Below are 14,517 nucleotides of genomic sequence, written 5' to 3' on the forward strand. Positions count from 1 at the left end.
GCCTGTGCCACCCGCGCTCGTCCAGATCGACGTGCAGCCACGCAGGGCGTGGCGCTACTTGGCGTTTTTGACGTAGGTGTCGAACCAGTTGAGCATTTCCGATACCAGCTGCTCGTTGGATTCCAGCGCCGTGTACCAGTGCGGTTCATTGGGCAGCATCACCAGCCGGGTGATGCCGCCGTTGCCGCGGATCGCCTGGTACAGCTTGCGCGACTGGAACGGTTCGGTGCCCGGATTGGCGTCGTCCTCGCCGTGGACCAGCAGCAGCGGCAGCTTGATCTTGTCGGCATAGAAGAACGGCGAGGCCTTCAGGTACACATCCTGCGCCTGCCACACCGAACGCCGTTCGTTCTGGAAACCGAACGGGGTGAAGGTCTTGTTGTACGAACCGCTGGTGGCCACGCCTGCTTTGAACAGGTTGGTGTGCGCGATCAGGTTGGCGGTCATAAGCCCACCATGGCTGTGCCCGGTGACGCCGATCCGGTTGCGGTCCACCACGCCCAGGTCCACTGCCTTGTCGACCGCGGCCTTGGCATCGGCTTCGAGCTGCTCCAGGTAGGTGTCGTAGGCATTCTTCGGATCACCGACGATCGGGAACGCGGCGTTGTCGATGATTGCGTAGCCGGCCAGCAGCATCAGCCGGTACGGCGCCAGGCGCGTGAAGGTCTGCTGCGAACCGGAGACCTGCCCGGCCTGCGCCGCATTGGCGAAGTCGGCCGGGTATGCGTAAAGGATGGCCGGCACGCGCTCGCCTTCCTGGTAGCCCGGCGGGGTGTACAGGGTGAACGACAGGTCCACCCCGTCGGCGCGCTTGTAGGTGACCAGGCGCTTCTTGATCTGGCGCACTTCCGGGGTCGGGTCGCTGAGCGTGGTCAGCGCGGTGGCGGTGGAGGTGTATTGCGCCTCGCCGTCTTTAGCGCTGGCGGTGCGTTCGCCCTGCTGGCGCACGAACGCATTCGGCGGTTCCATCACCGACTGGTGCCAGGTCAGGTAGCGGCCCGGCGTGGTGGTCAGCCCCAACACCTGCTCATAGGCGTCGGCGCCACTGCGGAACAGGCGCTCGGTCTTGAGCGTGCCCAGGTCCAACCGGTCCAGGAACGGACGGTCGCCCTGCGGCGAACTGCCCTGCCCGCGCAGGAACACGAAGCTGCCGTCCTGGCGCACCACCGGCGCGCCGTTGGGCAGGCGCTTGAACACCAGGTTGCCCGGGTCGGCGTAGAGCTCGTCGCTGGACAGGTCCCAGAGCAGCCGGCCTTCCTGCCTGGGCTGGTCGACATCGACGATGCGGGTCTGCCGCCAATGACGGTTCTCATCGTTTTCGAACAGGAACGACACCGCCGGGTCCGCGCTCCAGGCAATGCCTTCGAAGCGCTGCGCGGTCCGCGCGATTTCCTGCGGTTTGGCGGAGAACGGTGCCTTCAGCGCCAGCACGCGGTCGCGGTGCGGCACGGTCACTTTCCAGTCGCCCTTGTCCAGCGCTTCGGCATAGACCAGCGTGGCCGGATCGGTGGAGCGCCAGTCGAAATCGCGCGGGCCTTCGGGCACGCCGTGCACCGGCACGCGGTCGGCCAGCGGCAGGCTGGCGATGGGCGTGCTGCGGCCCGTGCCCAGGTCGAGCACGGCAACGTCATTGGCGAAACGCTGGTAGGTCACCGCGTGCGAGAACGGCGCCTTGAGCGTTTCGGTGAGCACATGCACGCCATCGGGGGCGGCATTGACCTCGTTGTACAGCGCCGGGGCGCCGATGGCGCGCACGCTGCCGGCGTTGGCGTCCACCACGGCCAGCTGGGAGGCACCGTAGTAGGCGAACAGGGCTTCGTCATGCGCGCTGGTCAGGGTGTCGCGGGCTTCATAGGTGCTGCTCTGGCCGCTGCTGCCCAGCGATTCCTGCACGTCCGGGCCACCGCGGCCGTTGCCGCTGCTCGGGGCCGGACCCTGGTTGGCCGGCACGGTCTTGACCAGCAGCTGCTGGCCACCGCCCAGCCACTGCACGGTGTAACCGAAAATGGGATTGAGCTGCACGCCCGGGATCTGCTTGACCTGGCCGGTCTGTGCATCACCTACCCAAAGCTGCACCGAGGTGTCTACTGCGTTCTGGAACGCGAAGTGGCTGCCATCGGCCGACCACTGCGCCACGCCGGCACAGCCCTGCGGCAACGCGACCTTGGTGGTGCGGGCGGTGCCGACATCCACCAGCGAGAAATCGGCGACACAGGCCGGAATGCCGTAGCCGCCCTGGGTATCGTGGCGGCTGCGGTTCTTCGGTTCCAGCCGCACGCCGGCCAGCTTGAGATACGGCTGGGCAACGCGCTCGATCGGCGGATAGGTCTGCAGGGTGGTCAGCAGCAGCCGCTGCCCGCTCGGGTCCAGGCTGGGCTGCGGCGGTGGCGGCGCCTTGAGCACCTTGAGCAGCTGCGCCGGTGGCTTGGCGTAATCGGCGAAGGCCGGTGCGGCAAGGCTGAGCGCGGCCACGGCAACGGCGGTGGCAAGGCAGGTACGACGGATGAGCATCCAGATCCCCTTGAAGGTGTGGGTCCCGGCGGCGCACATGTCGCCGGCATGCCCACGAATCTAGCACCGGGACCCGCGCCGGGAATGGGCCGAAAGCACTGGATGTGCGTTCGGGCTGCGTTGGCCGATGCGGTAGAGTGGCGCCATTCGTTCCATCACTGGATGCCCCTTGCGTACCGTCCACGCGCTCCGTTACATCACACCGCTCCGCGAGGGCGGCTCCCTGCCGGCCGTGGTCGAGACCGACGACGATGGTATGGTCGTGCTCAAGTTCCGTGGCGCCGGCCAGGGGCCCAAGGCGCTGATTGCCGAGCTGATTGCCGGCGAGCTGGCACGCACGCTCGGCCTGCCGATTCCGGAAATCGTGTTCGTCGAGCTTGACCGCGAGTTCGCGCGCACCGAGCCGGATCCGGAGATCCAAGACCTGATCCGCGCCAGCGAAGGCCTCAACCTGGGCAGCGATTACCTGCCGGGCGCGATCAACTACGACGTGGCGGCGATGCCGGTGGATGCCGACCTCGCCTCGCGAATCGTGTGGTTCGACGCCTTCACCAGCAATGTCGACCGCACCGCGCGCAACCCGAACCTGATGGTGTGGCACCGCAAGCTGTACCTGATCGACCACGGTGCAGCGATGTACTTCCATCACGATTGGGCCACGGCGGGCGACGCCTGCGTGAAGCCGTTCCTGCTGATCCGCGACCATGTGCTGCTGTCGTTCGCCACGAACATCGCCGAGGTGGATGGTGAGCTGGCGGCGCTGCTGCCGGACGCGGAGATTGAACGCATCGTCGCGCTGGTGCCGGACAGCTGGTTGGTGGACGAGCCCGCGTTCGACAGCCCGGTGGCCTACCGCCAGGCGTACCTCGATTATCTGAAGTGCCGGCTGCAGGCACGTGCCGCTTTTGTAGAGGAGGCCGTCCGTGCCCACGCTGCACACGTATGACTATGCGGTGATCCGCGTGGTACCGCGGGTGGAACGCGAAGAGTTCATCAACGTCGGGGTGATCGTGTCCTGCCCGGGGGCGAAGCATCTTCAGGCGGCGATTGAGATTGACCCGGTGCGGATGCAGGCGTTCGCGCCTTCGCTGGACCTGGAGGCGCTGCAGCCTTGGCTGGATGCGATCGTGGCGATCTGTCGGGGTGAGGCCACGGCGGGGCCCATCGCGCAGCTGCCGGCGCGCGCGCGGTTCCATTTCCTCACCGCCAAGCGCAGTTCGGTAGTGCAGATGTCGAGCACGCATGTGGGCCGTACCGCGGATCCAGAAGCTTTGGTAGAGCACTTGATGAACAAAATGGTGCGCTTGCTCGAGGTGCGCAGCAGAGAACCGTAAACAGACTCCGAAAGATGCGAACTCCACTCCTGCGTGTAAACATTTCACAGATATCATGCTTAGAGCGAGCTAAACACCTTGAAGCCACTCATTGACTACTGCGACGGAGCGGTTAAATCACTGAATGCTCAGTTCGAAATGAGCAGAGTGCTCGCCCATTCGGCGACCTCAGGAAGTGTGCGAGAACGACTCATTCACGACTTCCTTGTCTCTCATCTTCCTGAAATGACATCGGCCGTAACCGGCGTGGTCATCGACTCTTCTGGGAATAGATCAAGGCAGCAGGACATTGTCTTGATGCTGAAATCAATGCCACGACTGCGCTTCAACAGTGGGCACGATCTAATTTTTCAGGAGGGAGTAGTTGCGACCATAGAGATAAAGACTCTGGTCACACCCTCAGTTCTCAAAGAGATTTCAGAGAACATTTCCAGTGTCAAAGCCCTTCAACCGTCAAGTCTCGGCGGGACTGGCATGGGAATTCTTGACTGGCCGTGGTCAAGGATACTTCACTGTATTGTTAGCTACGGCGGTTCTGAACTCGGCATGATCCAAAAGACCCTTGATGAACTGCCGGAATCCGCAAGGCCTGACATCTATCTGGATCTAACCAAGGGAATAATTCTCCGGAATGAGGGACTACTAATGGAAAAGCGTGGAGACGCCCTGCATTTGGCATTCGATTCTCCGGCAGAAGGTCTTGCAAGATTTCTGACATCCCTCTCCATTGCGACAGGTTCTTATGCGGTCAGAGAGGTTGAATGGGCAAAGTACATTACGGGTTAGAGTCAATTCCTAGGCGCCCCCTCGTCCGAGCAGGCCAGACGTTGGCCCGATAAGACGTTCAAGGTCGATCTGGGAGGCTTCATAGCGAACGAGCCTTCACCAAAGAGACGTCCGCCGCAGAACCACTATCGCCCGCCTGCTCTCCCATGCCTACTAACTGTTGACCAGCCGCAGAGTAGCAGGCTCGCGTTACACACGCAGACGAACTTGGCGCAGCGCATAGTGACAAATTTTCCAAGCCGGCATATCTTCCGGGCGGGGACGCTTACGACAGAAGTCGACAATGGAAGCGCCTCATAGCAGTCAGTGCGGAACGAACAGCATTTCATAATGGACTAGTAGGAACAACAAAGGGGGGGGGAGATGCCCGATTTTTCATTGGCTATATCGCTTCTGAAGAAGCCGATCGAAGACGTTTATCTGAAGACAACAGACGAAATCAAATCAAAGGTCTCAGAACTTAGAGCCCAATCGAAGGTGAAGAAGCTCCACACCAAACTCTGGCAGATCCAAAGGGTGAAGACCATTTGGAACACCGATCGTCCACTTAGCCTCAACAGCATCTACTACCCCGTGAATGCAAGGGCGACCGACAACAGAGTCAAGCGAATTACATCTGTAGATGACTTCGGTTCTGATAACGTAATAATTTACGGCACTGCCGGCCAGGGCAAATCGATTCTGATGAAGTATCTCGTGGGCAAGGAGATCAAGAGCGGCAAGCGAATACCCGTTCTTTTTGAGCTCAGAAATGCGACATCACCCAACCTAGCTCAAGACCTTTCGAATGCGTTCGAGGAGTTGATTGGAGTTTCCAGCACAGGGAGAGTATTCAATGCATTTGCGCGGGACGGCAAACTTTCTTTGCTCCTCGACGGATTCGACGAGATCAGTGAAGAGCATGTCTCAAGGCTGATGCGAGACATCCATGCGCTTTCATTCAAGTACCCCTCCTGCAAAATTCTGATCACCTCCCGACCAAATTCCGATTGCAAGAATTTGGTCTCGTTTAGCTCTGTTTCAATTTGTCCGCTGCAGCCGTCAGATCTTCACGGTTTCTTTAAGAAAATCACACACGACAGCGCCCTATCGGACAATATAGTTTCAGCGATACAATCGTCGCCACACAAAATTAAAGAGCTAATCACCACCCCACTCCTCGCCACCCTCCTGGCGATCTCATACCGAGCAGCCCATAAGATTCCGGCCGAGTTTTCTGATTTCTACGAGGAACTTTTTCAGGTCTTACTGATTCGGCACGATGGATCGAAGATGGGATGGCGGAGAGATAGAAAGAGCGGACTGGCTGATAAACCGATTCAGCAACTATTTGAAGCCTTCAGTTTTCAGGCGAGAAGAAAGCGCACGCTCAGCATGGAGCCAGAACTTGCGCATCAGTTTACTGCGGAGGGGGCATCCCGTCTTGGCTTCACAACCAAGCCAGAACACTTTATTCATGACATTAAGAGCATCACTTGCTTACTAATCGAAGAAGGCAAGAAGCTGCATTTTGTGCACGCGAGCGTGGCACAGTTTTTCTCTTCTAAATATGTAAAGTCCCTTAGCGAACAACAAAGCTCAAAGTTCTATGAGCAGCTGCTTGAAAAGTGGAGCTCTTGGACGGAAGAAATCTCATTCCTATCTCAAATTGACTCGCATCGCGCTAAGAAATACTTCCTCATCCCTGATAAGAAGAACATGCTAAAAAACATGAAGGGAGGAGAATATTGGATAGAAACGTATCTGTCCAACATGTGGGTGTCCAAGACCGCCACGGATCGGTATGTCGCAGGAAGTGGGCACTCGAATCTATTTTACTGCAACGCTACGCTGGACTCACAGATTTTCAGAATCATGTTCAAAGAGGTTTCGCCCGGAGAGAAACCATGGACGAGCTGCTTTAATGCAAAAGTTCCAACCGAGAGGAAGACCTATCTTGAGATCGCAAACGCTTGTGGCGGCGATAAACTGAGCAAAATTGCAGACGCAATGAACAATCATATCAACCTGATAGAAATACGATTAAGGTCGCTAACCAATGACGTGCGCAGAAGCGAGGACGTGAGCGATTTTATTGAAATTTAGCTGACAGCACATGACCAGCACGCACTCCATCCAGCCGTTTTGTCGGACTGGATGGAGATTTTTGGTGCCAGATGCAACTCAAGGCTTGTTGAACCCGAACCAGCCCCCGCCAGAAAGGTCGGCATAAAATGCAGACGAACTGCGCGGAGAACGGGCGAACCTTGGCTAATTCCTCAACGCATATGCCATCACGTAATCGCCGGCCGGGGTTTCCATGAAATGGTGGCCGCCGGCCATGATCACCACGTACTGGCGGCCGTCGTATTCGTAGACCATGGGGTTGGCCTGGCCACCGGCAGGGAGCTTGGCGTGCCACAGTTCCTTGCCGGTCTTCAGGTCGATGGCGCGCAGCAGGTCGTCGGTGGCGGCGGCGATGAAGATCAGGCCGCTGGCGGTGAGCGCCGCGCCGCCGTTGTTCGGGGTGCCGATCTCGATCGGCAGGCCGGAGCGGATGCCGAACGGGCCGTTGCCGCGCGCGCTGCCGAACGGACGGTCCCAGAGCAGCTGGCCCGTGCGCAGGTCGATGGCACGGATGCCCCCATACGGCGGCTGCTTGCACAGCAGTCTGGTGAACGGCAGGCGCCAGCCGGCGTTGACGTCGATGGCATATGGGGTGCCGGTCTGCGGGTCCCCTGCCCCTTCGGCGCCGCCGCGGTCGGCACGCACCTGCTCGCGTGGCACCCAGCCCTTGCGGTCCGCTTCGGCGCGCGGCACCAGCCGGTTGTAGTTGGGCATGTCGTTGTAGTTGGCCACGATCACGCCGTGGCGCGGATCCACCGCGACGCTGCCCCAGTCCGAACCACCGTTGTAACCCGGGTATTCGATGGAATGACGGTCTGCAGTGGGCGGCGTGTAGAAGCCCTGGTAACTGGCCTTGCGGAACTGGATGCGGCAGACCAGCTGATCAATCGGCGTGATGCCCCACATGTCGCGCTCGGTCAGGTCGGGCTTGCGCAGCGTGTGGTACAGCGAAAACCGCTGGGTCGGCGCGCGTTGTTCGGGCTCAACTCCGCCGCCGGGCACCGCGCGCTCTTCCGCCGGCGTCAGCAATGCGCCGGTGCGCCGGTCCAGCATGTACAGGTCGCCCTGCTTGGTCGGCAGCAGGATCGCCGGCACCTTGCCGGCGGCGGTCGGGTAATCGATCAGCGTGGCCTGTGAGCCGAGGTCGTAATCCCAGACATCCTTGCGCACGGCCTGGAAGTTCCACACCGGTTTGCCGGTGGCCACGTCCAGCGCCACCAGCGAGGTCGCATAGCGGTTCTGGTTTTCAGTGCGCGAACCGCTCCAGTAGTCGCCCGCCGAATTGCCCATCGGCAGGTACACCAGCCCCAGCTGCTCATCGCCGGTCGCGGTGGTCCACATGTTGGGGGTGCCGCGCGTGTAGGTCTGGCCCTGCGGTGGCAATCCGCTGCGGTCGGGTGCATCCATGTCCCATGCCCAGCGCAGCTTGCCGGTCTGTGCGTCGTAGGCCTGGATGACCCCGGACGGGGCATCGCGGCGCTGTCCGTCCAGCACCTGGTGGCCGGTGACGATCACCCCGCGCACGATCGCCGGCGGCGAGGTAATGGAGACATAGCCCGGTGGCACCTCGCCCATGCCCAGGGTGATGTCGACCTGGCCATTGTTGCCGAAGCCCGGGCACGGCCGGCCGGTGGCGGCGTCGACGGCGATCAGGCGCCCATCCAGCGTGCCTTCGATGATGCGCGCCGCGCACAGCGCGCGGTTGCCCGCGGCGAGAGGCCGGTTGCCCATGCTGGGCGGGGGTTCGGGCAGCGCCAGGTCGGCGGCGACGTCGGCCAGCACCGGATCCACCTGCGGCACACCGGGCACTTCGTAGTAGGCCACCCCGCGACATGCGGCCGTGTAGGGAATGGATGCGTCTTTCACTTTGGGATTGAAGCGCCAGCGCTCCTTGCCGGTGGCCGCGTCCAGCGCGATCAGCTGGTTGCGCGCGGTGCACAGGTACAGGCTGTCACCCACCTTGAGCGGGGTGGTCTCGGCGCCCCAGCGCTTCTTCGGCAGGTCGCCGGTGCGGAACTGCCAGGCCAGCTCAAGGTCGCCGACGTTGGCCGGGGTGATCTGCTGCAGCGGTGAATAGCGCGTGCCGGCGTTGCTGCGGCCCCAGGCGGTCCAGTCGCCCGGTGCGGGCTGGTCGGCCGGTTGCGGGCTGGCCTCACGGGTCGGCGCCAGCCCGGTACCGGCGGCATCGACCGGGAATGCCTGCGCACCGGCCACCGCGCCGTGTGGGACGAAGGCCAGGGTAAATGCCACCGCGAACACCAGGCCCAACACCCCGGCCAGGGTGCGGGAGATGCGCCGCGGCACCGGCGTGCGCAGGGTCGGCAGCAGCAGCGCGAGCAGGAAGCCCAGCGCGGTGATCACGCCCAGGCGCGGCACCCAACGCCAGTAGTCACTGCCCGATTCCCACCATGTCCACAGCAGCGTACCGACGAACACCAGGAGGTAGGCCCATGCGCCGGCGCGGCGATTACCCCACAGCAGCACGCCTGCGGCAAGCAGTCCTGCCCCGGCCAGGACGTAGTACCAGGACCCGCCCAGTTGCGCGAGCCAAGCGCCCAGGCCGCCCAGTACAAGTCCGAGGAGCAGCAGGACCAGCGCGAGCACGGTGATCAGGGGGTGGCGCGGCGGCAGCACCACGGGCGGCTCTGAGGTCGGCACAGCGGACATCGGTGTTCTCCCCGGTACGGCGGAACCCTGGATGCTGCCGGCCTCCCCTGCTGGCCGGTTTTTTTGAAGCTTATGCCTGTTCGGGTGTGAATGGGGTGGGATTTTCTTCGGGCTTTCGGATGGGCGGCCTGGGCCGGCCAACGGCCGGCGCTACCGGACATTGAGCGCGCCGGAGGGCTCCAGGTGCCGGAAACGAAGAACGCCGGCGTTGGCCGGCGTTCTCCGTAGTGCGTTGCGGGTGGATCAACCCTGCGGGTTTTCGTCGCCTGCGACCGGTGCCGGCGCGGCGTCGACCGGCGTTGCCGCGACCTCCACGTCGTCCTCGACATCGTCGATGGACGCATCCATCCGCTCTACCGCCTGCAGCTTCTCGTCCTTGGACAGGCGGATCAGGGTCACGCCCTGGGTGTTACGGCCCACGCGCGAGATTTCCGAGCCGCGGGTACGCACCAGGGTGCCACCGTCGGAGATCAGCAGGACCTCGTCGCGCGAGCCCATCAGCACCGCGCTGACCAGCTTGCCGTTGCGCTCGGTGGTCTGGATGCCGATCACGCCCTGGGTACCGCGGCCCTTGCGCGGGTAATCCGGCAGCGGGGTGCGCTTGCCGTAGCCGTTCTCGGTGGCGGTCAGGATGTACAGCATGCTGTCGTCGTCGCCACCTTCGATCACGGCATCGCCGTTCTCGACCGTGGTCTCTTCCACCTGCACGTCGTCTTCGCTCTCGTCCTCGCTGCCGCCGGCACGCTCGGCCACGATCAGGCTGACCACTTCCTCGCCCTTGGCCATCTTGATGCCGCGCACGCCGGTGGCGGTACGGCCCATCGAGCGGACCCGGTCTTCGCCGAAGCGCACGGTCTTGCCGTTGGAGGCGAACAGCAGGATGTCGCGGTCGCCATCGGTCAGGCCGACGCCGACCAGCGCGTCACCCTCATCGAGGTTGATCGCGATCTTGCCGCGCGCCAGGCGGAACGCGAACTCGCTGAGCGGGGTCTTCTTGACGGTGCCGTTGCGGGTGGCGAAGAACACGAACTGGCCTTCGGCGTACTCGCGTACCGGCAGCACGGCCTGCACCCGCTCACCGGATTCCAGCGGAATCCAGTTGATGATCGGGCGCCCGCGCGCGTTCGAACCGGCTTCGGGCAGCTGGTGTACCGGCAGCCAGAACACCTTGCCCGAGCTGGTGAAGGTCAGCAGGGTGTCATGGGTGTTGACCAGCCACAGCTGTTCGATGAAATCCTCTTCCTTGGTCGACGCCGCGCTGCGACCACGGCCGCCGCGACGCTGGGCTCGGTAGGCACTGACCGGCTGGCGCTTGACGTAGCCGGCGTGCGACACGGTGACCACCACGTCTTCCGGCGCGATCAGGTCCAGGATGTCCAGGTCTTCTTCGCTGTGGCGGATCTCGGTGCGGCGTTCGTCGCCGAACTCGGTGCGCACGTTGACCAGCTCTTCGCGGATGACCTGCAGCAGGCGGTCCGGATCTTCCAGGATGTGGATCAACCCGGCGATGGTTTCCAGCAGCTGCTTGTATTCTTCGGTCAGGCGGTCCTGCTCCAGCCCGGTCAGGCGGTGCAGGCGCATTTCCAGGATCTGGGTGGCCTGGATCTCGGTCAGCTGGTAGCCACCCTCGATCAGGCCCACGCCCTTGGGCAGGTCTTCCGGACGCGAGGTTTCCGCACCGGCCGCCCCCAGCATCGAACCGACCAGGCCCGGTTCCCACAGGCGCGCGAGCATGCGCTCGCGGGCTTCATTGGGATTGGGCGAGGTCTTGATCAGTTCGATCATCTCGTCGATGTTGGCCAGCGCAACGGTCAGGCCTTCCAGCACGTGGGCACGGGCACGCGCCTTGCGCAGCTCGAACACGGTGCGGCGGGTGACCACTTCGCGGCGGTGGCGCACGAAGGCCTCGAGCATCTGCTTGAGGTTCATCAACTGCGGGCGGCCGTCGACCAGGGCCACCATGTTGATGCCGAACACCGATTCCATCTGGGTCTGCTGGTAGAGGTTGTTCAACACAACTTCCGCCGACTCGCCGCGCTTGATTTCGATGTAGATGCGCATGCCGTCCTTGTCGGACTCATCGCGCAGCTCGCTGATGCCTTCGAGCTTCTTTTCCTTGACCAGCTCGGCGATCTTTTCGATCAACCGGGCCTTGTTCACCTGGTACGGGATCTCGGTGACGATGATCGATTCGCGGCCGTTGTCGGCCACTTCGATATCGGCCTTGGCGCGGATGCGCACCCGGCCACGACCGGTGCGGTAGCCGGCGACGATGCCGGCGGTACCGTTGATGATGCCGGCGGTGGGGAAATCCGGGCCCGGGATGTACTCCATCAGGCCGTCAACGTCGATCTCGGGGTTCTCGATCAGCGCGATGCACGCGTTGATCGCCTCGGTCAGGTTGTGCGGCGGGATGTTGGTCGCCATGCCCACCGCGATACCGGCCGAGCCGTTGACCAGCAGGTTCGGGAACCGGGTCGGCATGACCGTCGGCTCCAGTTCCTTTTCGTCGTAGTTGGGCTGGAAATCGACGGTTTCCTTGTCGATGTCCGCCATCAGCTCATGGGTGAGCCGCGACATGCGCGCTTCGGTGTAACGCATCGCCGCGGCGGAGTCGCCGTCGACCGAACCGAAGTTACCCTGGCCGTCCACCAGCATGTAGCGCAGCGAGAACGGCTGCGCCATGCGCACCAGGGTGTCGTACACCGACTGGTCGCCATGCGGGTGGTACTTGCCGATGACGTCACCGACGATACGCGCCGACTTGTAGTAAGGCTTGTTGCTGTGCGCGTTCAGCTCGTTCATCGCGTACAGCACGCGGCGATGCACCGGCTTGAGGCCATCGCGCGCATCCGGGAGGGCGCGCCCCACGATCACGCTCATGGCGTAATCGAGGTAGCTCTTGCGCATCTCGTCTTCCAGGTTGACCTGGATGATTTCCTTGGCGTTTTCTGCCATTCGGGTTCCGTTGTCTGGTAGCGGTCCAGTCCGTCGCGCCGGCCCTTGCGGGGCGGCGGCGTCGGAATCTCGATTAACTGACGGAGTCTACCACAACGGGGCCCTTTCCGCCGCCGTTTACGGTGTTTTTACCTGCAGGAATCAGGGACTTAGGTGCGGCTTCGGGACAATTGCGCAAGACCCCCGATGTGAGGGCCGATCCGCACCGCCAGGGCCGACCAACGGTCGGCGCTACCGCAACCCCACGGCCACGTCATCCCGGAAGCGCCGGCCGTTGGCCGGCCCACGGTCAACCGAACGCAGCCTGCATATTGGCCACGGTGGGATTCAGGATCACGCCCTTCTCGGTCACGATGGCGTCGATCAGCTCGCCCGGGGTCACGTCAAATACCGGGTTCCATGCGGCGATGCCCTCGGCCACGGTGCGGGTACCCCCCACGCCGTACAGCTCGCCCGGGTCGCGCTGCTCGATCTCGATCTGCGCACCGTCGGCGGTGTCCATGTCCACCGTGGATGACGGCGCCACCACCATGAACTTCACCCCGTGGTGGCGGGCGGCAATGGCCAGCTGGTAGGTGCCGATCTTGTTGGCGGTGTCGCCGTTGGCACAGATCCGGTCGGCACCGACGATCACCCACTGTACCGCCCCGGTCTTCATCAGGTGCGAAGCGGCCGAATCGGCGATCAGCGTGGCGTCGATGCCGTCCTGCTGCAGCTCCCACACGGTCAGGCGCGCGCCCTGCAGCCACGGCCGGGTTTCGCCGGCGAACACCTTGGCGATGCGATGCTGGGCCATGCCCGCGCGGATCACGCCCAGCGCGGTCCCGAAGCCGGCAGTCGCCAGCGAGCCGGTGTTGCAGTGGGTGAGCACGCCGCTGCCCGCGTCGATCAGGCCGGCGCCGAGCGCGCCCATGTGGCGGTTGGCAGCCAGGTCTTCGTCGGCGATGGCCTGCGCTTCGCGGGCCAGCACCTGCGCCCAATCGGCACCGGCGGGCGCCACGGCGCGGCGCATGCGGGCCAGCGCCCAGGCCAGGTTCACCGCGGTCGGGCGTGACGCGTTCAGGCGTTGCAGCGCCGGTTCCAGCTTGGCCAGCGCCTGCGCCCCATCATCGGCCTGCACCTGCTGCGCGGCCAGCACCACGCCCCAGGCCGCGGCGATGCCGATGGCCGGCGCGCCGCGCACGGTCAGCGCATGGATGGCCTCGGCCACCGCGTCGCTGTCACGGCATTCCACGTGTTCGACCACGAACGGCAGCTTGCGCTGGTCGAGCAGCTGCAGGGAATCACCGGTCCACAGGATCGGACGGATGTGGTCGTAGCGGGCGTAATCGATGTCGGGGGATGCGTTCATCCCGTCATTGTAACGGGCGCTCAATTCACATGGAATTCGGCGCGGCAGCCATTATCCACCCATACCCCGCGGGCATCCCAGCCCCAGTCGCGGCCTTCCTCGCAGGGGCTGCCGGACAGCTGCTTGACCAGCGTGGCGCTCTTGCTGATGCCGGCCCCGCAGAACCGGCGCTGGCGCGACTTGGATTCGCAGACCAGCGGGCGCGGTACATCGAGGAAACCACTGCCGTCGGCCGCGCCCACCTCGAAGTCGCCCTGGCAGCCACGGGTGACCCAAACCTCGTTGCGCTTGACGCCCCAGCTGTGCCCTTCCCGACACGGCATCGCCGACAACTGGCGCAGCAGCCGCACCGGCGCGCCCTGCAGGATCACCGGGCAGCTCTGCGGGCGGCCATTGGATTCGCAGCGCAGCACCCGGCGCACCTTGCGTTCGCCACCGCTGCTGGCACCGGGAGCGCCACGGCTGCGGAATTCGGCCCGGCAGCCGAGCGTGACCCACACCCCGGTGCGATCGGTGCCCCATTCCGAGCCGCGCACGCAGCTGTTGTCGGACAGTTGGCGGACCAGGTCGACGCCGTTGGCGACCGGCATGTCGCAATGCACCCATTCCATGTCGCGCGATTGGCAGCGCACCACCTGCCCGGCATAGCCGGTTTCGGCCCACGCGGACAGCGGCAGGCAGGAGGCGAACAGCACCAGCCCCAACGCCGGCAGGCGCCACATCAGGGCGGACGGCGTTGGTGCAGCAGCTTCCACCCGTTTCATCAACTCCATACACGCCGCCACTGAACGATTACGTCGCCAC

9 protein-coding genes are annotated in these 14,517 nt (G+C 63.6%); 4 read left to right on the forward strand and 5 right to left on the reverse strand.

The genetic code is table 11. The features are described 5' to 3' along the window. Positions 1-54: 54 nt before the first annotated feature. Positions 55-2,511: a S9 family peptidase gene (locus SOM39_RS01010; protein ID WP_320457220.1), complete on the reverse strand. Its 2,457-nt coding sequence runs from the start codon at positions 2,509-2,511 to the stop codon at positions 55-57. A gap of 169 nt (positions 2,512-2,680) precedes the next feature. On the opposite strand from SOM39_RS01010, the gene SOM39_RS01015 reads away from it, so the two are divergent. The 4 genes from SOM39_RS01015 (at position 2,681) to SOM39_RS01030 (ending at position 6,716) form a co-directional block, all read left to right on the forward strand. Further along, positions 2,681-3,457 (forward strand): HipA family kinase, encoded by a 777-nt coding sequence (locus SOM39_RS01015; RefSeq protein ID WP_320457221.1) that lies wholly within the window; start codon positions 2,681-2,683, stop codon positions 3,455-3,457. Beyond that, positions 3,435-3,845 carry a DUF3037 domain-containing protein gene (locus tag SOM39_RS01020; RefSeq protein WP_320457222.1) on the forward strand — a complete coding sequence of 137 codons (411 nt, stop codon included), beginning with the start codon at positions 3,435-3,437 and terminating at the stop codon, positions 3,843-3,845. The genes SOM39_RS01015 and SOM39_RS01020 overlap by 23 nt, the downstream gene beginning before the upstream one ends. Positions 3,846-3,923: 78 nt before the next feature. Continuing rightward, entirely contained in the window at positions 3,924-4,631 is a 708-nt protein-coding gene (locus SOM39_RS01025) for a DUF6602 domain-containing protein (RefSeq protein WP_307106760.1), read from the forward strand. A 363-nt stretch (positions 4,632-4,994) separates the two neighbouring features. Next, positions 4,995-6,716 carry an NACHT domain-containing protein gene (locus tag SOM39_RS01030; RefSeq protein WP_307106759.1) on the forward strand — a complete coding sequence of 574 codons (1,722 nt, stop codon included), beginning with the start codon at positions 4,995-4,997 and terminating at the stop codon, positions 6,714-6,716. Between the two features lie 165 nt (positions 6,717-6,881). Here SOM39_RS01030 and SOM39_RS01035 read toward each other — a convergent pair whose 3' ends face one another. From SOM39_RS01035 to SOM39_RS01050, 4 genes are all read right to left on the reverse strand, one after another. Continuing rightward, positions 6,882-9,404, reverse strand: coding sequence for a membrane-bound PQQ-dependent dehydrogenase, glucose/quinate/shikimate family (locus SOM39_RS01035; protein ID WP_320457223.1), 2,523 nt, complete (start codon positions 9,402-9,404; stop codon positions 6,882-6,884). Between the two features lie 243 nt (positions 9,405-9,647). After that, positions 9,648-12,362, reverse strand: a complete 2,715-nt coding sequence (gyrA, locus tag SOM39_RS01040) for a DNA gyrase subunit A (protein WP_320457224.1) — start codon at positions 12,360-12,362, stop codon at positions 9,648-9,650. Between the two features lie 289 nt (positions 12,363-12,651). After that, complete coding sequence (mtnA, locus tag SOM39_RS01045; RefSeq protein ID WP_068852851.1) at positions 12,652-13,713, reverse strand: S-methyl-5-thioribose-1-phosphate isomerase; 1,062 nt, start codon at positions 13,711-13,713, stop codon at positions 12,652-12,654. Between the two features lie 20 nt (positions 13,714-13,733). Beyond that, positions 13,734-14,435, reverse strand: a complete 702-nt coding sequence (locus SOM39_RS01050; RefSeq protein ID WP_184127086.1) for a DUF3011 domain-containing protein — start codon at positions 14,433-14,435, stop codon at positions 13,734-13,736. Between the last annotated feature and the right edge of the window lie 82 nt (positions 14,436-14,517).

The sequence above is a fragment of the Stenotrophomonas sp. CFBP8994 genome (assembly GCF_034044835.1).
In the GTDB taxonomy this organism is placed as follows: Bacteria; Pseudomonadota; Gammaproteobacteria; order Xanthomonadales; family Xanthomonadaceae; genus Stenotrophomonas; species Stenotrophomonas rhizophila_A.